Consider the following 23,891-nt stretch of genomic DNA (forward strand, 5'->3'; position numbering starts at 1 on the left):
ATGCAGCCATCCCCGCCTGCGCTAAATAGGAGGGCTGCATTTTCGCCGAGCTAGGCTGAGGTTCTAGTTCCCCTTTTGGTGGATAGCCGGCGTTAATCCGGCAGCTTCGGCGCGTGTTCTTGCGGCGGCGCCCTGAATTGCGGCTTCAAAGGCGACCGCACCTCGCTTTAAACCAAGAGCTAAATTTCTGACTTGGCTCCAGCTTTTTGCGCAAAATATCGCGCAAAAGCATCGCCTATATCTTGATCGCCTTGCCTTCCTTGACCGATTGCACTGCCGCATCGGCCAGCAAGAGCGCTGCCAGGCCATCCGCGCCGGATGGTTCCGCCTTCTTTCCCTTGGTCATTGCCTCGATGAAACTGGCAATTTCATTGGCATAGGCTTCAGTATAGCGGGTCATGAAGAAATCATGCAGGGGCGGGCGCGTATAGCCATCTGCATTGGCGATTTCGATTGACACTGGACGCTGGTTTTCCGCAGCCACCATGCCCTTCGACCCATGCACTTCAATGCGCTGGTCGTAGCCGTAAGTAGCGCGCCGTGAGTTCGAGATAATCGCCTGCTTGCCTGATTTGGTCTGGAGAATGACGCTCACGCTGTCGTAATCGCCAGCCTCGCCGATTGCCTTGTCCACCAGCACTGCCGCATGGGCCGAAACGCTGACGGGCTCCTCGCCCAGCAGAAAGCGCGCCATGTCGAAATCATGGATCGTCATATCGCGGAAAATGCCGCCTGAACGCTTGATGTAATCCACCGGCGGCGCGCCGGGATCGCGCGAAACGATAGTCACCATTTCGACCGCACCGACAGCGCCATCATCGACCGCCTTGCGCACGGCTGCGAAATGCGGATCGAACCGGCGGTTAAAGCCAACCATCAGCGTCGCGCCGGTATCTTCAACGACTTTGAGGCATTCCCGAACGCGTCGTGCGTCCAGATCGATTGGCTTTTCACAAAAGATCGCTTTTCCGGCGCGCGCAAAGCGCTCGATCAAATCGGCATGGGTGTCAGTCGGCGTGCAAATCACCACCGCATCGATGTCCTTCGCCTCCTCGATGTCATCGATGGTCCGCACCTGTGCGCCATAGGATTTCGCAAGGTCCTGTGCGGCCTTGTCGAAGGCGTCCGCCACTGCCACCAGCTTTGCATTGGGGTTTGAGGCAACGGCCTTGGCGTGAACTTTGCCGATGCGGCCAGCGCCAAGCAGGCCAAAGCGTACGGTCATTTTTATCTCCAGATATTTGATGTGTGCTTGGGCTACACCATGCCGCCGAGTTCGTCGGAAAGCGACTGCAATTCCTTGTCGCCCGCCATCAGATTTTGCAGTTCTTCAATGCCGATTTCCGACTTGCTGAACGTGCCAAGCGTTCGCCCGCGATTGAGCACTGTGAACGAATTGCCGACTGCATAGGCATGGCGAACATTGTGGGTGATGAAGATAACGCCCAGTCCGCGCGAGCGCACGAGGTTGACATATTTCAGCACCATCGACGTCTGCGCCACGCCGAGCGCTGATGTTGGCTCGTCGAGGATCAATACTTTCGCGCCGAAATAGACCGCGCGGGCAATCGCCACACATTGCCGTTCACCGCCTGAAAGCGTGCCAACGGCCTGCCCCGGATCGCGCACATCAATGCCGATCTTGCGCATTTCCTGCCGCGCCACGTCTTCGGCAAATCCCATATTCATGAATTTGAGCGGCCCGAATTTGCGCACCGGCTCGCGACCCATGAAGAAGTTCCGCGCGATAGACATCAGCGGCACCATTGCGAGATCCTGATAGACCGTCGCAATGCCTGCATCGAGCGCGTCTCTCGGCGTCTGGAACGTCACCTGTTTCCCGTCCACGAAATACTCACCACCATTCGGCTTGTGGACGCCGGACAGGGTTTTGATGAGCGTTGATTTGCCCGCGCCATTGTCGCCCAACAGGCACAGAACTTCGCCCGCGTGAACCTTCATCGAAACACCGGCGAGCGCCACCACGGCCCCGAAATGTTTCACGAGGTTGCGAACTTCAATTATTGGCGTTTCAGAAGGCTGATTGGTCGTCGCCGTCATGATTTGCCTCCCTTAAACGCAGTTCTTATCGACCCCTTGTTCGGCTGCCGACACCTTCTCCCGCAATGAGAGATGGCAGAAGCCGTCAAAGAGGCGTCAAATTTATCATCCTTCTTCTTTTGCGGGAGAAGGTGCCGGCAGGTGGATGAGGGGTAGCTGCTCAACATCTTACCGTTCACCTGTCGCGCGGCGACGAATGACACTGTTGAACAACACCGCCGTCAGCAGCATCAGGCCGAGGAAAACCTGGAACCAATCATTCGGCGCGCCGGTAAACAGAATACCCATTTGCACAACACCGAATATCAGCGCCCCGAAGAATGCGCCGATCACCGAACCATAGCCGCCCGTCAGCAGACACCCGCCGATAACCGCTGCAATGATGGCTTCGAACTCTTTCAGCACGCCGCGATCTGCTGCTGCGGAGCCGAATTCCATCACCTGACACGTGGCATATACGGTGGCGCAAAAAGCAGTGACCATGAACAGGGTGATCTTCACCCGCGCAACCGGAACACCGACATTGCGCGCCGCATTCGCATCGCCGCCGGAGGCAAAAATCCAGTTTCCGAAGCGTGTGCGCGTCAGCACGATGTGGCCGACTGCGGCGATGGCGAACGCCCAGAGAACGACCGCGGGAATGCCCTGCACGGCAGGCTGTCCGTTCGGCAATGTGCCGATCACACCGGCCTCCGCCAGCCAGATGAAAAAGCCGCGAAATGCCTTGCCCGCGAACAGCCAGCTTACGAAGGAATCGTCGGCAAAGTTCTTCACGCCGCTGACAATGGTGCGGTTCGCGAAAAGAATGGAAAGCGCAATCGTCATGCCACGCAGAATGTAAAGCGAGGCGAGTGTGACGATGAAAGACGGTAGTCTGGTTCGCACCACGATCACGCCGTTCAGGAAGCCGATCAGCAACGCTCCGCAAAATGCAAACAGGACGCTCAGAGCAATGGGAACGCCGAAATAGACTGTCGGGATGGCGATCATCATGCCGGCAAAGCCGATCATTGAACCGACCGAAAGATCGAACTCCCCGCCGATCATCAGAAGCGCCGCGCCGGTGGCGATGATGGTGAGTTGTCCAGCGACAGTCACCCAGTTCATTACACCGTCAGCGGCGAACATGCCGGTGCCGCGCGCGGTAACGGCGAAGAAAATGAACACGAGAATTGCGCCTGCGACAGCGCCCAGTTCCGGTCTGGACAACATGCTGCGCAGTATGGATTGCCTGCGCAAGCGCTCGTCGCTCGACCGTGCGGCTGGCACGGAAGTTTCGCTGTTCGCCATTGCGAATCCTCTAAGTTAAATCGCGAAGTGTAGGCGAAAGCCCGGCTCCGCCAAGCCGGGCCCTCCGGGAGGATCTTTGGTTAGCGGTATTCGCCCGCCAGCTTTTCGACCAACCCGATATTGTCCTTGGTCACAAAGCCAGGACCGGTGTTGATGTTGTTTGCGGGCATAACGCCGTAGCGCTTGTATTGGGTCAGCAGAACCACAGGCAGATAACCCTGCAAATAGGGTTGCTGGTCGATAGCCGATTCAACGATGCCGTCCTTGATGCCCTGCGAAATGTCAGCGGACAGATCGAAAGTGATGAAGTTGTACTTGGACGTTTCGCCCGTGTCGCGCAGCAGCTTGATGGTCGGCTCTGCCGAGTTTGGCCCGAGGGTCAGGATACCGTTCGTGTCCGCATGAGCGGTGAGATACGCCTTCACCTTGTTATAGACCTGTGTGGGATCCTGGCTGGAATCGATCATGTGATCGCCGAGCGGAACGCCGAGCGCATCAGCATAACCCTGGCAACGCTCAACCGAAGCCGCGTTGGTGATGTAGTGGTTTACGCAGACGAAATTTGTAACACCGGCGGCTTTGGCTCTGGCGCCTGCGCCCTTGCCTGCATCATATTCCGGCTGGCCGATATGCATCAGCGCGCCAAGCTGCTTGGACTGGTCTGCCGTACCCGAATTGACGGTCATGACCGGAATGCCCTTGGCGATAGCCTGCTCGATGGAGGCTTTCAGCACATCGAAATCTGCGATCGTCGTGATAATGCCGTCTGGATTGGTCGCCGCGCTCTGTTCAATGATACGCGCCATATCAGCAATGTCGCCGGTTGGCGGGTTGCGATATTCAACCGTCGTTCCAGTTTCTTTGGCGGCGTTTTTGAGCGCGTTCTTGATGACATTCCACCACGAATCAGTGTCCGGCGCGTGGCTCACAAATACAAAGCGCTCGCCATCCGCATGGGCTGCGGGGGCGATGCTCATCATAACCGGCACTGCAACGGCAAATGCCGTAAGCAGCTTTTTGACAAGGCTTGCCATACTAAATTCCTCCCTGGTGAATTACGGAACGTGTCTACCAAAAACATGTTCAGTAGAATATACATTCCATTTTATCCAGCTTCCGTCAAGTATGGATGCTATTAAAGATAGCGATAATGTCCGCGCGCTCCGCCCACCTCCCAATCATTTGGGCTATAATGTGCAGGGACAGATTTCCTCCGGGCAATTGTCTGCGCGCGTAGCAATTGCGCACAGGCGAAAAGCCTGCGAAATTGGGCGCCGGAGGTAGCGAATGGCATTGCGTCCCGAAACAGGAACATCGCGGCTTGACGATGCGGCAAGGGCTGGTTGGCTCTATTATGTCGCGGGAAACACGCAGGACCAGATTGCAGCAAAGCTGGGTGTTTCACGACAAACAGCGCAGCGACTGGTTTCGCTGGCAATGTCGGAAGGGCTGATCCGGGTCAGGCTCGATCACCCGATTGCGCGGTGCCTTGAGCTGGCCGAAGAATTACGAAAACGCTTTGCGCTGGACCTTGCGGAAGTCGTTCCAACCGATCCTGATTCCGTCTCCACGACTATTGGCATTGCCGAAGTTGCGGCGACGGAAATCGAGCGTTTTTTGCGCGCCCCGGAACCGATGGTGATGGGCATCGGTACGGGCCGTACGCTCAAGGCCGCGACAGAACAATTGCCGCCGATGGAATGCCCGCAGCACAAGATCGTATCGCTGACAGGCAACATTTCGCCGGATGGCTCGGCGGCGTTCTACAACGTTATTTTCAACATGGCCGATCGCATCAAAGCCCGTAGTTTTCCTATGCCTTTGCCGGTTATTGCGTCGTCGGAAGACGAGCGCGAGATGCTGATTGCGCAGCCGATGGTAAAGCAAACTTTCGAGCTTGCGGCCAATGCGTCAGTCACGTTTGTGGGTATCGGAGAGCTTGGACCGCAGGCCCCGCTTTTCGTGGACGGCTTCATTTCCGAGGCCGAATTGAAGGCACTGCAGAAGGCCGGCGGGGTGGCCGAAATCGTCGGTTGGGTGTTCGACCAGCAAGGCAATTACATTGACGGACTTACCAATGCGCGGGTCGCAAGCGCACCATTGCCGTCGCGAGAAAAAGCGCTTGTCGTTGCGCTCGCGAAGGGTGAACGGAAGCTGCCCGGCATCCTCGCAGCGGTCACGCGCCGGCTGGTCAATGGACTGATTACGGACGAGCGAACAGCTGCCGCATTGCTCGGTGAGCGCTAAATTTCGCGCGAAAGACGCGTGTTTCTCGCCGTAAAAACCCCAATATTTCAAAAAATACGCCCGTAAAAACTGCAAAACGCGCCCAAATCAAGCGGTTTTACGGTCGTAAAAACCCTCGTTGGTGCAGCGCAGCAACGATTCCCGATTGACAGCCGGGAGTTGTAGTGAATAATCGCCCACAGACTTAGCAAATGCTCACGCTGGTCCCTAGGGAGGAAATTGATGAGACTGACCACGCTCGTATTGGGCCTGTGCACCGCGAGTGCGCTTGCCTTCGCTGCGCATGCCGAATCCATCACCATCGCTACTGTCAACAACGGCGACATGGTGCGCATGCAGAAGCTCACCGACGATTTCACGAAGAAGAATCCCGACATCCAGTTGAACTGGGTGACGCTGGAAGAGAACGTTTTGCGCGAACGCGTAACGACGGACATCGCCACCAAGGGCGGTCAGTACGACGTCATGACCATCGGCACTTACGAAGTTCCGATCTGGGCGAAACAGGGCTGGCTGTTGCCGCTCGACAATCTTGGCGCGGACTACGATACGGCTGACATCATTCCGGCCATTGCCGGTGGCCTTTCCGTTGACGGAAAACTCTACGCCGCACCGTTCTACGGCGAATCCTCATTCGTCATGTATCGCAAGGACCTGATGGAGAAGGCTGGTCTGACCATGCCGGATGCTCCGACCTGGGACTTCATCGTCGATGCGGCGAAGAAGATGACGGATCGCGCCAATGACGTGAACGGCATCTGTCTGCGTGGCAAGGCTGGCTGGGGTGAGAACATGGCGTTCCTCACGGCCATGTCGAACTCCTTTGGCGCTCGCTGGTTCGATGAGAAGTGGCAGCCGCAGTTCGACCAGCCCGAGTGGAAAAAGACGATGGACACCTATGTCAGCCTGATGAAAGAGGCTGGCCCGTCAGGTGCATCGTCCAACGGCTTCAACGAGAATCTGGCGCTGTTCCAGCAGGGTAAGTGCGGCATGTGGATCGACGCGACGGTTGCGGCGTCCTTTGTGTCTGACCCGAAGAACTCGACGGTTGCGGACAAGGTCGGCTATGCGCTGGCTCCCGACAATGGTCTTGGCAAGCGCGGCAACTGGCTCTGGGCATGGTCGCTGGCTATTCCGGCCGGCACGCAGAAGGCAGCAGCGGCAGAGAAGTTCGTTTCGTGGGCGACAGACAAGGCCTATCTCGAACTGGTTGCTTCCAAGGAAGGCTGGGCCAACGTTCCTCCGGGAACGCGCACCTCGCTCTACAACAATCCTGAGTATCAGAAGGCAGCGCCTTTCGCGAAGATGACGCTGGACTCGATCAACTCTGCTGATCCGACCAAGCCGACCGTGAAGCCGGTGCCTTATGTCGGCGTGCAGTTTGTGGCCATTCCGCAGTTCCAAAGCCTTGGCACGCAGGTTGGTCAGCTGTTCTCGGCGGCACTTGCAGGCCAGATGTCGGTGGATGATGCCTTGGCTCAAGCTCAGGCTACGACCGTGCGCGAAATGACCCGCGCCGGCTATATTAAATAGGCTCCTCCCGGTGCCTTGGCCGTCCGGTTCCCCAGTACTGGGCGGCCAGCTTTTCGAACTAAGAATATGACCCTTCATCCGCCTGCCGGCACCTTCTCCCATAAGGGGAGAAGGCCGATAATCTCAATGCCTCAAACATCCTGCGATGTTGAAGATTGAAGCCGGTGTTTCAGACTCCCCTTCACCCCTTGCGGGAGAAGGTGCCGGCAGGTGGATGAGGGGTATCGACGTATCGCTTTGAAAGCGTGCGCATCGAGTCGAGAGGTCCAGGGACATGGCTACTCAAAATACCCGCTCAATCGCGCGCTTCATGATGGCGCCTTCGGTTATCCTCCTGCTGATCTGGATGATCGTGCCACTGGCGATGACGCTGTGGTTTTCATTCCAGAACTATAATCTGCTCGACCCAACGAATGTCAGCTTCGGCGGTCTTTTCAATTATCGATATTTCCTGACCGATCCGGCGTTTTTGACCTCGATCGTCAACACGCTGTTGCTGGTGGTCGGAGTGCTGATAATCACGGTTATTGGCGGCATCCTGATCGCGCTTTTGATCGACCAGCCTATATTCGGGCAGGGGATCGTGCGCATTCTGGTGATCTCGCCATTCTTCGTTATGCCGCCGGTCGCAGCGCTGGTGTGGAAGAACATGATCATGCATCCGGGATATGGCGTTTTTGCCGATATTTCCCGTTTCTTCGGTCTTCAACCGGTAGACTGGTTTGCGCAGTTTCCGCTGCTGTCGATCATCATAATCGTTGCGTGGCAGTGGTTACCGTTTGCGACGCTCATTCTGCTGACTGCACTTCAATCGCTGGATGGCGAACAGAAGGAAGCAGCGGAAATGGACGGCGCGAATTTCCTGTCGCGCTTCTGGTACTTGACGCTGCCGCACATGTCGCGGGCGATCACAGTGGTGATCCTGATCCAGACGATCTTCCTGCTTGGCGTCTACGCAGAAATTCTCGTCACCACCAATGGCGGGCCGGGCTACGCGTCTACAAACCTGCCGTTCCTGATCTATCGCACCGCGCTGCTTGGCTATGACGTGGGTGGAGCTTCAGCGGGCGGTGTCATCGCCATCATCCTTGCCAATATCGTCGCCTTCTTCCTGATGCGCGCCGTCGGCAAGAATCTCGATAAGTGAGGGTACGGACATGGCACGCGCAGTTTCTACACGCACCAAGGCGATCTGGACGGTAGCCGCCTGGATCGTGGCGCTCATCATCTTCTTTCCGATCCTCTACACGATCATTACGTCGCTGAAGTCGGAGCAGGAGGCGATTGCGGGCTTCAACCTGATCCCCTCGTTCACGCTGGAAAGCTATGGCGAGGTGCAGAGCCAGCAGAATTACTTCAAATTTTTTATGAACTCGGTGATTATCGCCGTTGGCTCAACGGCAATCGGGGTTCTTATCGCCGTTCCCGCCGCATGGTCGATGGCGTTTGCGCCAACCAAGAAGACCAAAGATATCCTGATGTGGATGCTCTCCACGAAGATGATGCCTGCGGCGGCAGTGCTGGTGCCCTTCTACCTGCTGTTCCGCGACTTCGGTCTGCTGGACAGCAGGGCGGGCCTGACCATCATGCTGATGATGATCAACCTGCCGATCGTGGTGTGGATGCTCTACACTTATTTCCGCGAAATTCCGGGTGAAATCCTCGAAGCGGCGCGCATGGACGGCGCTTCGCTCTGGGGCGAAATCTGGCATGTGCTTATGCCGATGGCGGTGCCCGGCATTGCTTCCACCATGCTGCTCAACATCATTCTCGCGTGGAACGAGGCGTTCTGGACGATCCGCCTGACGACCACGGAAGCAGCACCGCTGACGGCGTTCATCGCGTCGTTCTCAAGTCCACAGGGCCTGTTCTGGGCCAAGCTTTCGGCGGCATCCACACTGGCGATTGCGCCAATTCTCATCATGGGCTGGTTCAGCCAGAAGCAACTTGTCCGCGGCCTGACCTTCGGCGCCGTGAAGTAGGGAGTGAGCGATGTTCGACCAACCTCATCCCGCCATGCTCGGGCTTGTCCCGAGCATCTGCCAGAGCTGGCGAGCTACCCAGCCAACTGGTTCGACTTACGCAGATCCTTGGGACAAGCCCAAGGCTGACGCCGGGAAACCTTCAGAAACGAAAACACAGCCTGGGAGGAACGCATGGGCAAGATAAACCTTCGGGGCGTGAACAAGTCGTTCGGCACCACCACGATCATTCCGAATATCGATCTCGATATTGAAGACGGCGAGTTCGTCGTTTTCGTCGGGCCTTCGGGTTGCGGCAAGTCTACGCTTCTGCGGCTTATCGCCGGGCTGGAAGATGTGACCGCGGGCAAGATCGCCATCGACGGACGCGACGTGACCCAGGAAGCCCCCGCCAAGCGCAAGCTGGCGATGGTGTTCCAGTCCTATGCGCTCTACCCGCATATGACGGTGGCGAAGAATATCGCGTTTCCGCTCAAGATGGCGGGTGAGACGCCGGATGCGATAGACAAGAAGGTGAAAGACGCGGCGCGCGTGCTGAACCTGACCAACTATCTGGAACGTCGTCCCGGACAGCTCTCCGGCGGGCAGCGGCAGCGCGTCGCAATCGGTCGTGCGATCGTTCGCCAGCCCTCCGCGTTCTTGTTCGATGAGCCGCTGTCTAATCTTGACGCTGCGCTGCGCGGCACGATGCGGCTGGAGATTTCCGAGTTGCACCATCAGCTCAAGACGACCATGATTTATGTGACCCACGATCAGGTTGAAGCCATGACCATGGCCGACAAGATTGTAGTGCTGAACGCGGGGAACATCGAACAGGTCGGCTCGCCGATGGATCTCTATCGCAACCCGCGCAATCTGTTCGTTGCTGGATTCATAGGCTCGCCGAAGATGAATTTCGTCGAGGGCGATGCAGCCGCCGCGCATGGAGCGAAGACAATCGGTATTCGGCCGGAACATGTGAAGATTTCGGCCAAGGAAGGCGATTGGAGCGGCACGGTCGGCGTGGCTGAACATCTGGGCTCAGATACGTTCCTGCATGTGCATACGGATAAGTATGGCACGATCAATGTACGGGCCGATGGCGAGGTCGATGTGCATCATGGCGACAAGGTATTCCTGACCCCAACGCCCTCCAAGCTGCATAAGTTCGACGCCAATGGATTGGCGATTAAGTGAGTGATGATGCGCAGGCGCTGCCGCTCACCCTCTCACCGTAAACAGGGAGAGGGTGAGGGGCAGCGCCAACTTCTCAATGCGCGAGCATGAAAGGTTTCGCACGATGACAATAAAGCTTTCCGCCGCGAACCTCGACAAGTTGCCCAAGAATGTGGGCAAGCCAAGCTATGACCGCAGTGCGCTTTCGGGCGGCATTCTGCATTTCGGCCTGGGCAATTTTCACCGCGCGCATCAGGCGGTTTATCTGGACGATCTGTTCAATGCGGGATTGGACCACGACTGGGCGCTGGTGGGCGCAGGCGTTTTTGATTTCGAGAAGCCCGGACGGGACCGGTTGAAGGATCAGGACTGGCTGACGACAGTTGTCGAACAGGATGCAGGCCACAAACAGGCGCGCGTAACCGGCGCGATGATCGATTTCATCGAGCCGGGCGATACGGATGCGCTAATTGCGAAACTCGCCGATCCGGCCATTCGCATTGTGTCGACGACCATCACGGAAGGCGGCTACTTCATCGATCCGGCGACGCAGAAGTTCAATCCCCAACATCCCGACATCGTGGCCGACGGCAAAAACCCGGACAGACCGAAGACGGTGTTTGGACTGATGCTGGCAGGGCTGAAAAGCCGTCGCGCAGATGGCACGCCGCCTTTCACCGTCATGTGCTGCGATAACATTCCGCATAATGGCAAGGTGACCGCCGATGCGGTGGTGGGGTTGGCGCGGCTTTCCGATCCTGAGTTTGCAGACTGGATCGTGCGCAACGTCGCGTTTCCGAATGCAATGGTGGACCGCATCACGCCTGCGACCACAGACCGCGAGCGCAAGGCGCTGAAGGATGATTTCGGCGTTGAGGACAACTGGCCGGTGTTTTGCGAGCCGTTTCGGCAGTGGGTTCTGGAGGACAGGTTCCCGGCTGGCCGACCGGCGCTGGAAAGGGTCGGCGTACAATTCGTTGAGGATGTGTCGCCGTTCGAGTTGATGAAGATCCGCATTCTGAATGGCGGCCATGCCGTGATTGCCTATCCGGCGGGGCTGATGGACATTCACTTCGTTCATGAGGCGATGCAGAACGATCTGGTTCGCCGGTTCCTGTCGAAGATCGAGAATGAAGAAATCATTCCGACCGTGCCGCCGGTGCCGGGAACCGATATCGATGATTATTTCGCGCTGATCGAACGGCGCTTTTCCAACCCGACAATCGGGGACACGGTGCGCAGGCTGTGTCTCGACGGATCGAACCGTCAGCCGAAGTTTATCATTCCAACCATTGCGGATCGGCTGAAGGCAGGGAAATCAATTGATGGATTGGCGCTGGAATCTGCGCTCTGGTGCCGCTATTGCTATGGCACGACGGACAGCGGCGCGATCACCGAGCCGAACGATCCGAACTGGGAACGCATGAACGCAACGGCAAAGAACGCGAAGAACGATCCGGCTGCCTGGCTGGCAATGGAAGATATTTACGGCGCGGTTGGCCGCTCGGATGTCTTTGCGCGTGGTTTTGCGGAAGCGCTCGGTTCTCTTTGGAAGGATGGCACGCAGGCGACGCTTGCGAACTATCTTTCGCGCTCCTGATATTTGCCGTGACGCCCGCTCTCATTATCTTCGATTGTGATGGCGTGCTGGTGGACAGCGAAATGATCTCGACGTCGGTGTTGTACGATCTGTTCGTGCAATACGACATTCCGATAGACCAGCCGACGATCTATGAGCGCTTTCTGGGGCGCAGCATGGCTTCCATGCGCACCGTGCTTGCTGAAGAGTATGGCGTGTCGATGACCGACGAACATCTGGAGTTCGTGAGGCGCAATATGCGTGAGCGCTTCATGCGCGAACTGAAGCCCGTGCCGGGCGTGGCGGATGCGCTGGCGCGGTTGCGGATTCCGTTGTGTGTCGCGTCGTCCAGTTCGCCGGAGCGCATAAGACTGAGCCTCGGCGTGACGGGCCTGATTGATTTCCTTGAGCCGAATATATTCAGCGCGACCATGGTGAAAAATGGAAAGCCGGCACCGGACCTGTTTCTTCACGCGGCGCGGGAAATGGGTGTCGCGCCGGCGCGCTGTGTGGTGATTGAGGACAGCCCCGCTGGCGTGATGGCGGCGCAGGCGGCGAAGATGAGCGTGTTCGGTTTCATCGGCGGCGGGCACGCAGAGCCAGCCGGTTTAGGCGCGGCACTTGCCGCACTCGGTCCTGACCTGATATTTAACGATATGTGCGATTTGCCCCAACTTCTCGCCTCCAAGGCAACCAAAAAGGCAATATAATGCCGCGATATGTTTGCTCGGTCGATGTCGGAACGGGCAGCGCGCGCGCTGGCGTTTTTCAGGCCGACGGCCAACTGCTTGGTCGTGGTGTAGAACCGATACTGCTGAACCGTCCAAGCGCGGACTACGCCGAGCACGATTCTGAAAACATCTGGCAGTCGGTCTGCAAGGCTGTGCGGGCTGCGGTTCGCGCGGCGGGCGTGAAGGCGCAGGACATCGCCGGACTGAGCTTCGATGCGACTTGCTCGCTGGTGGTGCGTGGCAGGGAAGGCGAGCCGGTTTCGGTTTCACCCGGCGGCGATGATCGCTGGGACACGATAGTGTGGCTGGATCACCGCGCGCTAGCGGAAGCTGACCAATGTTCGGCCACGGGCCATGAAGTGCTGGACTTCATCGGCGGCACGATGTCGCCGGAAATGGAAACGCCGAAGCTGATGTGGCTGAAACGGCATTTGCCGAAGAGCTGGGAAAGGGCGGGACATTTCTTCGATCTGGCCGATTTTCTGACATGGCGGGCAAGCGGATCGACTGAGCGTTCGCAATGTACGGTGACGGCGAAATGGACCTATCTCGCGCATGAGAATGAGCCGTGGCGGCGCGATTTCTTCGAAGCGGTCGGTATTGGCGATATGCTCGAGCGCGGTACGGTGCCGCCGCACGCAGTGCCGCCGGGAACCGATCTTGGCCCGTTGACGGCGGAAGCAGCGGAAGCGCTGGGGCTGACGCAAGGATGCCGGGTTGGCGCAGGGCTGATAGACGCCTTTGCGGGAGCGCTGGGCGTGCTTGGCCCATATGCCGGAAAGCCGGATGAACTCGCACGACAGATGGCGCTGATTGCAGGCACATCGAGCTGCGTCATGACGATGGCGAGCGAGCCGAAGCAATTGCGCGGGTTCTGGGGCCCGTATTACGGGACCATCCTGCCGGGCCTATGGCTGACCGAAGGTGGCCAATCCGCAACCGGCGCGTTGCTGGATCATGTGATCCGTCTGCATGGGGCGGGCGGCGAGCCGAGCGCGGACATGCATCAGCGTATCGCGGACCGGATCGATGAATTACGGACCGTGGAGGACGATCTTTCGCCACGGCTGCATGTCTTGCCGGACTTTCATGGCAATCGCTCTCCCTACGCGGATTCCCATGCTCTTGGCGTGGTGAGCGGGCTGACGCTGGATGCCTCGTTCGACAGCCTGTGCAGACTGTATTGGCGCACGGCGGTGGGCATTGCGCTGGGTGTGCGACACATACTGGATACGCTGAACGCGCATGGTCACGACATAGATACGCTGCATGTGACCGGCGGTCATACGCGCAACGCACTGCTCATGGAACTCTACGCGGACGCGACGGGCTGCGCGGTGATCGAGCCGGAGACGGATGAGGCGGTTCTGCTCGGTACGGCGATGATAGCGGCGGCGGCTTGCGGCCTTTACCCGAACCTTGCGGAAGCGGCAACGGCGATGGCGCGACCGGCGCGCAAGCGCAGCGCGAATAGTGCGCGCGCGGTACGTTATGAACGGGATTACCGCGTGTTTTTGGAAATGCACAAGCAGCGCAAGGCGCTGGACGAAATAGGGCAATAGGCGCGGAGGCAAAAGCCACCGCGCCCCATGCGATTGTTAGGCGAGCATCAGATTTCCGTTGGTGATCATGTCGTCCAACAGCGTATTGCTGTAGGCGACATGGCGAAGGGTGATGGAGATGGTTGTCGAGGAGCCGCCTGCTCCGTCGTGATCGATCGTCAGCACGGTGTCCGTGATGCCCACACTTGCGGCAGTGATATAATCCGAGAGAGTCGATGTTTGCGAATTATATCCAACCAGCACGTCTTTCAAACGAATGATGTCGCCGCCTGAGCCATTCGTGAAGCCGGTGATCATGTCGCTACCCGCATCTTCAAAGCCATACTGGTAGGTATCGCTTCCGTCACCACCGGTCAGAATGTCATTGCCAGTGCCGCCGTCGATCCAATCAGCGGCCGAGCCGCCGGTAATGGTGTCGTTTCCGCCGAGACCATGGATTGATTGGCTGGTTATTGAGAGGCTCAAATCAATATCGTCGCCGACGCTATTGTCGCCTTTCGTACCGGAGAAGGTGCCGCTGTCCGTCGTCCATCCATAGTGATCCTTGAGATATTGCAGCGCCGTTTCGTCGCTGTAATTGCCGAGGCCAAGAGTAACACCGCTGTGGATGCCCGTTTCGCCTGTGGTGATATGCGCCCAGCCACGCAAGGTGTCGTCCATGTTTGCCGTGGAAATGCTGCTATCCTTAAACATCCGGCTGGCATCGGTGAGGCTCGAAATATCCCAATCGGCAAGGCTATGGTTGAACGACGATTCCTTGAACATATTCGTCATAGTGGTGACGTTGCTGACATCCCAGCTGCTAAGGTCCTGATTGAAGGCTGTAGCCTGATTGAACATGGAAGCCATCGTGGTGACATTGCTGACATCCCAGCCGCTAATGTCCTGATTGAAAGCCGTAGCGTTATTGAACAGTTCGACCATGTTGGTGACGTTCGATACGTCCCAGCCGCCAATGTCCCGATTGAAGGACGAAGCGAAAGAAAATAGCGTGCTCATGATCGTAACATGCGATACGTCCCAATTGCCGATGTTCTGATCGAATGAGGAAGCGCCGTAGAACGTGCCGCTCAAACTGGTGACATTGCTCATGTCCCAGCCGCTAATGTCGTCGTTGAACCCCGTATTGTTCAAGAACGTGGAATTAGCAGTGGTGGCATGGGAGGTGTCCATGTTCACTGCATCTGCGCCTATAGGTGTGCTGCCAAGAAACAGGCCGTTCAGCGAGGTTTCATTTTGGCCCCCCGCATTGTTTACGCCTGAAAGCGTTTGAACTGCGCCTGCCGCCAAAGTGATCGCGACGTTGCTCCTAGCTCCCGGATCGGGCGCGACCTGGACGGTCCAAATGTGGTCGTCCGTCTGAAGGAGTGTTCCCTCTAAGATTGTGCCGTTGGCAATGGTGATATCGGATTCAGTGAAGCTGAGCGGATCCACTTCCTTGTTGAAGGTGAAGGTGATGATATGGTCGCCGCTTCCGTTGCCGGTGACTTCCACTGTGAGAGGTCCATCATCAACGACTGGAATGTGCGGTGCAGAATCGTCTGATTTATTACCGGCAACAAGCGCGATGCCGCCTGCGCCGGCGGAGGCGCCAAGGATGCTCAGCAGGGCATTGGTCGAAAGTCCGGCACCGATGGGATGAACCGTTACCAATGATTCGACGATGTGGTCACCCGCAGCGCTTACTGCATGGCTCAAGTCGATGACAAAGGCCTTGTCGCCGTCCTCAAATACCAGATTGTTGAAGTCCCAGCCCTTCGCTCCGAAGTCGCGAATGAGATGGCTTCGCCCATTTTTCATTTCGACGAGCAGATCGTTGCCGTGGCTCGCATAATTCGCAACGTCCTCAGCATGGCCGTGAATGATGAAGTTGGTAGGTTTGGCAGTCGCAGTCGCGCTTTTGACAACGCGGACATTCTCGTGTCCGCCTGGCAGCGTAGGTGAAGTCATTAAAAATACTCCAAGTTGGGCAAATTTTAGATATTTAGTGTATTCTAAATTACATGTCTTAAAAATACCTAATTTCGCTCCAGCATTCCAATTTTCGAAACCTAGTTGGTCCGCCAGTCCGAGCCTGCGCATATCCAAAGAGATGAATTGACCTAGGCGCCTCGCAAGCGCTCACTGGCGATCTTGTTAACCATACGACCAGCGTGCTGAGTCGGGATTTTTTTTGGTTCTGCGTCGTAATGAAACTGAATATCCACAATTTGAATGAATTATCGCATGCAAATTGCGCCTTAACTTCAATAACTTCAGCATATGGCCATTCTTACGCCATGATTTGTTTGGCAAACCCGAAGTTCTTTTCCAATAACAGCACGGATACTGGCCATTACTACGGCAGATATAAATATTCATGCGGGAAAGTCCGCGTTGGCGCAGCGATTGCTAGGATTGTTCGGCAGAATATTGCCGGGCAACTTCTCGCGATCTTCTGCCTCGAAGCTGGCGGACACTATGCGCCTCGGTGATTTCAGTCTGAGCCACAATAGCGCCTTGTCGGGCGCGCTGGCAGCTTTCAAGCGCGCCTTTATCAGTATTGGGATTGTCAGTGGCGTCATCAATATTTTGACCCTGACCGGCTCGTTTTATCTGTTGCAGGTCTATGACCGAGTGGTGCCGGGCCGCAGCATTCCAACGCTCATCGGCCTGTCTATCATCGCGCTGGTGCTATTCAGCTTTCAGGGTGTGCTGGAATTGATTCGCTCGCGCCTTCTGGTGCGTATTGCGTCGGCTATCGATTACGCATCCAGCCGACCGATCTATACGGCGATGGTGCAGTTGCCGCTGCGTATCAAGGTGCCGGGCGACGGCAACCAGCCAATGCGCGATCTGGATCAGGTGCGCTCGTTCCTGTCGAGCACCGGACCTTCGGCGCTGTTCGATCTGCCCTGGATGCCGATCTATGTCTTTATCTGCTTCCTGTTCCACTTCTGGATCGGCGTGACGGCGGTGGCCGGCGCAATCCTGTTGTTTGGCCTTACCCTGCTGGCAGAAATGCGCACCAAGGAGCCGATGCGGGTTGCAAGCGTGCTGGCCTCGAACCGCGCGGCATTGGCAGAATCGGCCCGCCGCAATGCGGAAGTGCTTCAGGCTATGGGTTTCGGATCGCGCATTCGCGATCGATGGTCGAAGTTGAATCTCGAATATTTGCAGGCGATGGCAAGTGCGACGGATACCGCCGGAACACTGGGAACCGTTGCGCGCATCCTGCGCACTGTGTTGCAGTCACTGATTCTGGCGATTGGCGCGTTTCTGGTTATTCGCGGCGAAGCAACGGGCGGCATCATGATTGCCAGCTCCATCCTGATGAGCCGAGCGCTTGCGCCGATCGACCAGCTTATCGGCCACTGGCGCGGCTTCGTTGGTGCGCGGCAAGGCTGGCAGCGACTGGAAAAACTGGTCGAGATGCTGCCAAAGGATGAGGATCGCACGGAACTTCCGGCGCCACGCAACCAGTTCACCGTCGAGGCTCTTGGTCTGGCTGCGCCTGGTGGCAGCTATTTCATCGTGCAGGACGTGAATTTCGGCTTGCGCGCGGGTGATGGGCTCGGCGTGATTGGTCCGAGCGCTTCGGGCAAGTCATCGCTGCTTCGCGGTCTGGCCGGCGTTTGGGCGCCGGTGCGCGGTTCGGTTCGCATGGATGGTGCAACGCTCGATCAATGGCCTTTGGATGAGCTTGGTCGCCACATCGGATATTTGCCGCAGGACGTGCAATTGTTCGAGGGAACGATTGCGGAAAACATCGCTCGTTTTGACCCTGAGTCCACATCGGACAAGGTGATCGCTGCTGCATCTACTGCTGGCGTTCACGAGTTGATCGTGCGGCTGAAGGATGGCTACGAAACGCGCGTCGGCGAGCAGGGGCTGGAGCTTTCCGCAGGCCAGCGCCAGCGCATAGCTCTCGCGCGTGCCCTTTATAATGATCCGTTCCTCGTTCTGCTGGATGAGCCAAATTCCAATCTGGACGCAGAAGGCGAAGCTTCGCTGGGTGAAGCGCTGCGGCGCATTCGCAGGCGCGGTGGCATTGTGATCGTGGTGGCGCATCGTCCAAGCGCGCTTGCTAATCTCGATCTGGTGTTGGTGATGAATGGCGGCAGAATGCACGCGTTTGGCCGCAAGAGCGATATTCTTTCCAAACTGACGCGCCCTGCCTTGCCGCAGCGTACGTTGAAAGTGGTGTCTGCCCCGGAAGCTAAATGAAACTAGAAGCTAAATCTCCTTTCAGCGCGAGCATCAACCGCTACCTCTTTGCGGGCCTGGCGACATGCGCATTTCTGGTTGGCGTGGTCGGCGCGCTGGCTGCGACCATCAGTATTTCGGGCGCGGTGATTGCGCATGGATTGCTGGCGGTTAGCTCCAACGTCAAAAAGATTCAGCACCCGACGGGCGGTGTCGTAAGCGAAATCGATGTGAAGGAAGGCTCGAAGGTGCGGGCGGGCGACTTGCTGGTCAAGCTCGATCCAACCGTGACAAGGGCAAATCTGGCAATTGTAGCGAACAGCCTTGATGAATATTGGGCGCAGCTTGCGCGTCTTGAAGCTGAACGCGACGGTATGCAAAGCATTCGTATGCCGGCTGCTTTTACGGGACGTGAAAACGATCCGACAGTGCAGCGTTTGATGAAGGATCAGCAAACGGTATTTGAACTGCGTGCCAACGCGCGCAGCGGCCTGAAATCGCAGTTGCGCGAGCGCATTACGCAGCTTGGACAGGAAATTTCCGGCCAGGAAGAGCAGCAGTCGGCCAAGCGGCGCGAGATGGAACTCATCAAGAAGGAACTTGATGCGGTTCAGTCGCTGTGGGACCAGAAGCTGGTTTCGGTGCAAAGGCTGGCGGCGCTTCAACGCGAAGCGGCACAGCTCGACGGCGAGTATGGCGCGCGCACAGCGGCCATTGCGCAATCCAAAGGAAAAGTGGCCGAGATCGAACTGCAAATCATCCAGATCGATGAAGATTTGCGCAGCGAAGTGGCCAAGGAAATAAGCGACCTTCAGGCAAAGGTCAGCGAGGCTGCGGAGCGCAAGACCGCTGCCGAGGATCAGTTGAAGCGCGTCGAGATTCGCAGCCCGCAGGAAGGCGTCGTGCATGAACTCGCGGTTCACACGATAGGCGGTGTTATCGCGCCGGGCGAAACGGTGTTGCAGATTGTGCCGACCGAGGATGATCTGGCGGTGGAGGCGCGGATTCTTCCGCAGGATATCGATCAGGTGCATCAGGGACAGCAGGCCATTATCCGCCTGTCTGCGTTCAGCCAGCAGACGACTCCTGTGCTGGACGGCAAGCTGGAGCAACTGGCTGTGGACTTGACGATAGACAAGCAGACAGGCGCTGCTTTCTATCAAGCTCGCGTTGAAATTCCGCGTAAGGAACTCGCCAAGCTGGATCATCTGCAATTGACGGCGGGTATGCCTGCAGAGGTCTATTTCGAGACGGGAGATCGCACGATGCTCTCCTATATCGTGAAGCCGCTAAAGGATCAGCTCGACCGCGCATTCAGGGAAGATTGAGACTTATCCACCCCCTGAGTCGGCGAATTTAGGATTGGCGCAACATTGACCTCACGGGAGTTGCGCCTTGGAAGAAACCTCAAACCTCGCCCTTCCTTACATATTGCCATCGCAGGCACAGAAGCATGTGACGCATAACGAGGCGCTGCGCCGCCTCGATGCGCTGGTGCAACTGGCTGTCGTATCGCGTGTGACCGGAGCGCCGCCGGCTTCGCCCGCCGAGGGCGACAGGTATATTGTGGGTGCATCCGCTACAGGTGCGTGGGCTGGCAAGGAGGCGCTGGTTGCAGCCTGGCAGGACGGAGCGTGGGCCTTTTTCGAGCCGGTGCCGGGCTGGATTGCCGCCATTCTGGATGAGGGCGCAGTTTGCTTCTGGGACGGGACGCACTGGCTTGAGCTTCAGGCCGCACTTGACGGCGTGCTCGACGGGATGAGCATCAAGAACGCGCCGCTGGCGGGCATCGGGACCGCTGCCGACGCGACCAACCCTTTCGCGGCGAAACTGAACAATGCGCTCTGGACCGCGAAATCCACCGGCGAAGGCGGGACGGGCAATCTGCGCTACGTGATGAACAAGCAGGCGGCGGCCAATACGCTTTCGCTGCTGATGCAATCAGCCTATTCGGGCCGCGCCGAACTCGGTTTGGTGGGCAATGATGACTTTACGCTCAAGGTCAGCGCCGATGGTGCGACCTGGCGGGAAGCGTTGGCAATCAACAAGTCGACCGGGGTCGTTCGGCTTCCGTGCAACAATATCCTCTCGGATTATTCGCTCAACCTCTATGCCGATAGCGGACGCTTTGCAGGATCGGGCGTCAATACGGTTGGTGTTACCACCTTTACGCTCCCATCCTATCTGTCGCGTTACAACAGCACGACAGTTGCAGGGTTGGCGAAATTCATCACCAACAATACGGATTATGGCGGTACTGCCGGAACGCTGAACGCTTCGGCAAAGGCGCTCGTCGATATGATACGCGATGCGTCCTACCGCCGCTATGGCGTTGAATATTGGATTGCGGAGTTCACGCATGGGAGCGGGACAGCCTCACCCGTGACCCATCTTTCGGTTACATATTATCTCAGCGTGCTTTCAAGCCAGTTTCTGCGTGCGCCGAATATGACGTTTCACGCTTACTTGCGGGCAATAGATGATGACATCCTGATCAAATACACGGCAGGCCAGACATTGGTGCTGAACGGGACGAGCTATCAGAACCATGTGCTGATACAGCCATCTGCCGGATGGGTGTCGCTCACGATTTACGACAGCGTTCCGTTAAGGCAGAGCTTTGGCTATACGCCCACGACGCTGAACCTCTTTGCCAAGACAACCGGCAATCGCTACCAGATGGCCTGCCCGGCGCTGATGGGCGGGATCACAACGGTGGACGATAATATCGGGATCGTTGCGGCAACCAACAGTTGGCCAGCGTAACAGGCTGTGGTCCCGTTAAAATGCGCAGGCGATTGGCCTTGGAAGCGTCGATTGTACCTGCTATTTGGCCGCCAAGGAGATTTCCCGCTGCTATACGCAGCGCTCGAACAAGGATTGAACGTTGTCGGAATCAAACCAAATCAAGCAGGAGCTGGTGCAGCGTCTCGGCCAGCGTAGCGCAACCATTGGCATTGTCGGGCTCGGCTATGTCGGCCTGCCGCTGGTGCTGCGGTTTTGCGAGGTAGGCTACAAGGTCATCGGCTTCGATATCGATGAAAGCAAGATCGACCTGCTTATGCAGGGCAAGAGCTACATTGATCACATCAGCAGCGCCAGCGTCGGAGAAGCGCGAAAGGCCGGCTTTGAGGCGACCAGCGATTTTTCGCGCGCCGGAGAAGCTGACGCGCTGATCCTTTGCGTGCCGACGCCGCTCAGCAAGCACAGGGAGCCGGATCTGAGCTTCGTGCTCGATACGGTCGCGTCGCTGCTGCCGCACCTGCGCGAAGGGCAGGTGATGTCGCTGGAGAGCACGACCTATCCGGGCACGACAGATGAGGAACTGCTTCCGCGCATTGCCAAGCGCGGGTTCAAGGTGGGCGAGGACTACTTTCTCGTTTATTCGCCAGAACGCGAAGACCCCGGTAATGAACATTTCACCACGCGCACAATCCCCAAGGTTTGTGGCGGCTATAGTCCGGCCTGCCTCGAGGTCGGTCTGGCGCTTTACGGGCAGGTAATCGACAAGGTTGTGCCGGTCAGCTCAACGCGTGCTGCCGAGCTCACCAAGCTGCTCGAAAACATTCAGCGCTCGGTAAATATCGGCCTTGTCAACGAGATGAAGGTGATTGCCGACAAGATGGACATCGACATCTTCGAGGTGATCGATGCGGCCAAGACCAAGCCGTTCGGTTTCACGGCCTATTATCCGGGCCCGGGCATCGGTGGACACTGCATACCGATCGATCCGTTTTACCTGACGTGGAAGGCGCGCGAATACGGTCTCAATACGCATTTCATCGAGCTGGCAGGTGAGGTGAACCGCGACATGCCGAAATGGGTTGTCGACAAGATCGCCACCGCGCTCAACGACCGTCAGAAATCGCTCAAGGGCAGCCGCATACTGGCACTTGGCATCGCCTACAAGCGCGACGTTGACGACATGCGCGAATCGCCCTCGGTCGAGGTCATGGAGATCCTGCGCGACAAGGGCGCGGTGATCGAATATTCCGATCCCAACGTTCCGGTCTTCCCGCGTATGCGCGAGCATAATTTCAAGCTGAGTTCGGTGGCGCTGACGCCGGAAGTGATCGCAAGCTATGATTGCGTCGTGCTGCTGACGGATCATTCGAAATTCGACTACGACATGATCCGCGCGAACGCTCGTCTTGTTGTGGATACGCGTGGCAAATTCCGTGAAGGATTCGATACGCTGGTGAAGGCGTGAGGCTCTTGGCCAGCAGGGTATTCACCCTACGAGGGCACTGTGCGTGGTCCTGAGCTATGCAAAGCAAACGATCGCGCGTAGCGCTTTTGCGAAATCCGTAGGGACGCTGGTCTCGGCAAGCGTGGTGGCCCAGCTTGTCGTGCTGGCGGCAACGCCTCTCACGACTCGCCTGTACGGGCCGGCGGATTTTGGGGCGTTTGCTGTTTTCACGGCGATTTTCGCGCTTGTGCTGGTGGTCTCCAGCTTTCGCTATGAACTGGCGGTTCCGCTTCCGCGCAGCGATGCGAACGCATTCGGAGTGCTTTCTCTCGCACTGTGCTTGAACTGCGCAGTTGCACTGCTCGTTGCGCCGGCTGTCGTGATCTGGCGCGCGCCCCTGGCGCAGCTGCTTAATGCGCCAGAACTTTCGGATATTCTCTGGATATTGCCGATTGCCATAATCGGAGCGGGTAGCTACCGGGCGTTTCGCTTGTGGGCGGTGCGCAGACATGAGTTTGGAACGATTGCGCGCACCCGCATCGTGCAATCAATCGCGATGGTGGTGGTGCAGATCGGTGCAGGATTTGCCGGTTTTGGCGGCGCGGGCTTGGCTGCGGGCTATGCTGTTGGGCAAACGTCCGGCGCGTTTCGACTCGCCGCGGGCACCGGGCATCGCTTTGCCGGGACGCAGCGATCATTTTTTGCGCGAATGAAATATCTCGCACGGCGCTACGACCGCTTTCCCAAATATGATGTGGCGGCGGCGCTTATCGATACGCTGAGTGTTCAACTGCCGAACCTGCTGCTGGCCTTGCTGTTCAGCCCGGCAATCGCGGGATTCTATATGCTGGGCGAAAGGGTCCTTGCGGTGCCGCTCGGGTTGCTGAGCCAATCCATCGGACAGGTTCTCTATGCGCGCAGTCGCAAAGCGGTCGAGGTTGGGCGCATCTCCGAACTGGCGATGAAATTGCTGCTGGCGATGTCGGCCTTTCTCGCGCTTCCGGTATTGATAATGTTCCTCGCTGGCGAACCGCTGTTTGCATTCGCATTCGGCGAGGCCTGGCGCGAGGCGGGGCTTTTCGCAAGCTGGCTGACGATAGGTCTGTTCGGCCAGTTTCTGTTTTCTTCCATATCGCTGGTGCTGATGGCGACAAACGCGCAGAACATCAACCTGATGCTTCAATCGATGATGCTCGTTTTGCGTGGTGCCGCGCTGCTATATGGATTCGTGACCGGCAGCGCACTTGGAGCGATTATTGCGCTCTCGCTGGCGAATCTGGTGGGCTATCTTTTCGCTTGTGTGGTCATCATTGGTCACACGCGAACCCATGATGCAAAACGGTCTGCGCCACCGCTCGCAGACGGAGGAAACTGACT

At 57.5% G+C, this 23,891-nt stretch carries 18 protein-coding genes; 13 read left to right on the plus strand and 5 right to left on the minus strand.

What is annotated here, in order from left to right:
• Nucleotides 1–235 precede the first annotated feature (235 nt).
• From iolG to DY251_RS14475, 4 genes are all read right to left on the minus strand, one after another.
• Nucleotides 236–1,225, minus strand: a complete 990-nt coding sequence (iolG, locus tag DY251_RS14460; protein WP_116624633.1) for an inositol 2-dehydrogenase — start codon at nucleotides 1,223–1,225, stop codon at nucleotides 236–238.
• 32 nt (nucleotides 1,226–1,257) lie between these two features.
• Complete coding sequence (locus DY251_RS14465; protein ID WP_116624634.1) at nucleotides 1,258–2,061, minus strand: ATP-binding cassette domain-containing protein; 804 nt, start codon at nucleotides 2,059–2,061, stop codon at nucleotides 1,258–1,260.
• Nucleotides 2,062–2,229: 168 nt separating this feature from the next.
• Nucleotides 2,230–3,351, minus strand: coding sequence for an ABC transporter permease (locus DY251_RS14470; protein WP_116624635.1), 1,122 nt, complete (start codon nucleotides 3,349–3,351; stop codon nucleotides 2,230–2,232).
• An 80-nt stretch (nucleotides 3,352–3,431) separates the two neighbouring features.
• Nucleotides 3,432–4,385: a sugar ABC transporter substrate-binding protein gene (locus DY251_RS14475; protein WP_170971413.1), complete on the minus strand. Its 954-nt coding sequence runs from the start codon at nucleotides 4,383–4,385 to the stop codon at nucleotides 3,432–3,434.
• Nucleotides 4,386–4,638: 253 nt separating this feature from the next.
• On the opposite strand from DY251_RS14475, the gene DY251_RS14480 reads away from it, so the two are divergent.
• From DY251_RS14480 to DY251_RS14515, 8 genes are all read left to right on the plus strand, one after another.
• Nucleotides 4,639–5,598, plus strand: coding sequence for a sugar-binding transcriptional regulator (locus DY251_RS14480; protein WP_116624636.1), 960 nt, complete (start codon nucleotides 4,639–4,641; stop codon nucleotides 5,596–5,598).
• A 222-nt stretch (nucleotides 5,599–5,820) separates the two neighbouring features.
• Nucleotides 5,821–7,131 carry an ABC transporter substrate-binding protein gene (locus DY251_RS14485; RefSeq protein WP_116624637.1) on the plus strand — a complete coding sequence of 437 codons (1,311 nt, stop codon included), beginning with the start codon at nucleotides 5,821–5,823 and terminating at the stop codon, nucleotides 7,129–7,131.
• Between the two features lie 274 nt (nucleotides 7,132–7,405).
• Nucleotides 7,406–8,278 carry a carbohydrate ABC transporter permease gene (locus DY251_RS14490; protein ID WP_116624638.1) on the plus strand — a complete coding sequence of 291 codons (873 nt, stop codon included), beginning with the start codon at nucleotides 7,406–7,408 and terminating at the stop codon, nucleotides 8,276–8,278.
• A 10-nt stretch (nucleotides 8,279–8,288) separates the two neighbouring features.
• Nucleotides 8,289–9,113 carry a carbohydrate ABC transporter permease gene (locus DY251_RS14495; protein WP_116624639.1) on the plus strand — a complete coding sequence of 275 codons (825 nt, stop codon included), beginning with the start codon at nucleotides 8,289–8,291 and terminating at the stop codon, nucleotides 9,111–9,113.
• Nucleotides 9,114–9,287: 174 nt separating this feature from the next.
• Nucleotides 9,288–10,289, plus strand: a complete 1,002-nt coding sequence (locus tag DY251_RS14500) for an ABC transporter ATP-binding protein (protein WP_116624640.1) — start codon at nucleotides 9,288–9,290, stop codon at nucleotides 10,287–10,289.
• A 103-nt stretch (nucleotides 10,290–10,392) separates the two neighbouring features.
• The gene (locus tag DY251_RS14505) at nucleotides 10,393–11,868 is read left to right on the plus strand and encodes a mannitol dehydrogenase family protein (protein WP_116624743.1); all 1,476 of its coding nucleotides are present in this window, start codon (nucleotides 10,393–10,395) and stop codon (nucleotides 11,866–11,868) included.
• A gap of 8 nt (nucleotides 11,869–11,876) precedes the next feature.
• Nucleotides 11,877–12,557, plus strand: a complete 681-nt coding sequence (locus tag DY251_RS14510) for an HAD family hydrolase (RefSeq protein ID WP_116624641.1) — start codon at nucleotides 11,877–11,879, stop codon at nucleotides 12,555–12,557.
• On the plus strand, nucleotides 12,557–14,140 hold the full coding sequence (locus DY251_RS14515; protein WP_116624642.1) for an FGGY-family carbohydrate kinase: 1,584 nt from the start codon (nucleotides 12,557–12,559) through the stop codon (nucleotides 14,138–14,140). The genes DY251_RS14510 and DY251_RS14515 overlap by 1 nt, the downstream gene beginning before the upstream one ends.
• 36 nt (nucleotides 14,141–14,176) lie before the next feature.
• Here the strand turns inward: DY251_RS14515 and DY251_RS14520 are convergent, their stop codons facing one another.
• Nucleotides 14,177–16,222, minus strand: a complete 2,046-nt coding sequence (locus DY251_RS14520) for a BspA family leucine-rich repeat surface protein (RefSeq protein WP_116624643.1) — start codon at nucleotides 16,220–16,222, stop codon at nucleotides 14,177–14,179.
• A 294-nt stretch (nucleotides 16,223–16,516) separates the two neighbouring features.
• Between DY251_RS14520 and DY251_RS14525 the strand changes: the two genes are divergently transcribed.
• From DY251_RS14525 to DY251_RS14545, 5 genes are all read left to right on the plus strand, one after another.
• Complete coding sequence (locus tag DY251_RS14525; protein WP_342633571.1) at nucleotides 16,517–18,346, plus strand: type I secretion system permease/ATPase; 1,830 nt, start codon at nucleotides 16,517–16,519, stop codon at nucleotides 18,344–18,346.
• A complete protein-coding gene (locus DY251_RS14530; protein ID WP_116624645.1) occupies nucleotides 18,343–19,653 on the plus strand; it encodes an HlyD family type I secretion periplasmic adaptor subunit in 1,311 nt (436 codons plus the stop codon). The genes DY251_RS14525 and DY251_RS14530 overlap by 4 nt, the downstream gene beginning before the upstream one ends.
• Nucleotides 19,654–19,720: 67 nt before the next feature.
• The gene (locus tag DY251_RS14535; RefSeq protein ID WP_116624646.1) at nucleotides 19,721–21,091 is read left to right on the plus strand and encodes a DUF2793 domain-containing protein; all 1,371 of its coding nucleotides are present in this window, start codon (nucleotides 19,721–19,723) and stop codon (nucleotides 21,089–21,091) included.
• A 139-nt stretch (nucleotides 21,092–21,230) separates the two neighbouring features.
• A complete protein-coding gene (locus tag DY251_RS14540; protein WP_116624744.1) occupies nucleotides 21,231–22,535 on the plus strand; it encodes a nucleotide sugar dehydrogenase in 1,305 nt (434 codons plus the stop codon).
• Nucleotides 22,536–22,578: 43 nt separating this feature from the next.
• Nucleotides 22,579–23,889 carry a lipopolysaccharide biosynthesis protein gene (locus DY251_RS14545; protein WP_170971412.1) on the plus strand — a complete coding sequence of 437 codons (1,311 nt, stop codon included), beginning with the start codon at nucleotides 22,579–22,581 and terminating at the stop codon, nucleotides 23,887–23,889.
• The last annotated feature ends 2 nt before the right edge of the window (nucleotides 23,890–23,891 follow it).

The organism is Mesorhizobium denitrificans (assembly GCF_003403035.1).
GTDB lineage: Bacteria > Pseudomonadota > Alphaproteobacteria > Rhizobiales > Rhizobiaceae > Mesorhizobium_G > Mesorhizobium_G denitrificans.

Excerpts from the sequence above, each read along its gene's own strand:
- DY251_RS14515 (WP_116624642.1), top strand. The coding sequence starts at position 12,557 with ATGCCGCGATATGTTTGCTCGGTCGATGTCGGAACGGGCAGCGCGCGC.
- iolG (WP_116624633.1), bottom strand. The coding sequence starts at position 1,225 with ATGACCGTACGCTTTGGCCTGCTTGGCGCTGGCCGCATCGGCAAAGTT.
- DY251_RS14465 (WP_116624634.1), bottom strand. The coding sequence starts at position 2,061 with ATGACGGCGACGACCAATCAGCCTTCTGAAACGCCAATAATTGAAGTT.
- DY251_RS14490 (WP_116624638.1), top strand. The coding sequence starts at position 7,406 with ATGGCTACTCAAAATACCCGCTCAATCGCGCGCTTCATGATGGCGCCT.
- DY251_RS14485 (WP_116624637.1), top strand. The coding sequence starts at position 5,821 with ATGAGACTGACCACGCTCGTATTGGGCCTGTGCACCGCGAGTGCGCTT.
- DY251_RS14470 (WP_116624635.1), bottom strand. The coding sequence starts at position 3,351 with ATGGCGAACAGCGAAACTTCCGTGCCAGCCGCACGGTCGAGCGACGAG.
- DY251_RS14500 (WP_116624640.1), top strand. The coding sequence starts at position 9,288 with ATGGGCAAGATAAACCTTCGGGGCGTGAACAAGTCGTTCGGCACCACC.
- DY251_RS14505 (WP_116624743.1), top strand. The coding sequence starts at position 10,393 with ATGACAATAAAGCTTTCCGCCGCGAACCTCGACAAGTTGCCCAAGAAT.
- DY251_RS14475 (WP_170971413.1), bottom strand. The coding sequence starts at position 4,385 with ATGGCAAGCCTTGTCAAAAAGCTGCTTACGGCATTTGCCGTTGCAGTG.
- DY251_RS14520 (WP_116624643.1), bottom strand. The coding sequence starts at position 16,222 with ATGCGCAGGCTCGGACTGGCGGACCAACTAGGTTTCGAAAATTGGAAT.
- DY251_RS14530 (WP_116624645.1), top strand. The coding sequence starts at position 18,343 with ATGAAACTAGAAGCTAAATCTCCTTTCAGCGCGAGCATCAACCGCTAC.
- DY251_RS14495 (WP_116624639.1), top strand. The coding sequence starts at position 8,289 with ATGGCACGCGCAGTTTCTACACGCACCAAGGCGATCTGGACGGTAGCC.
- DY251_RS14480 (WP_116624636.1), top strand. The coding sequence starts at position 4,639 with ATGGCATTGCGTCCCGAAACAGGAACATCGCGGCTTGACGATGCGGCA.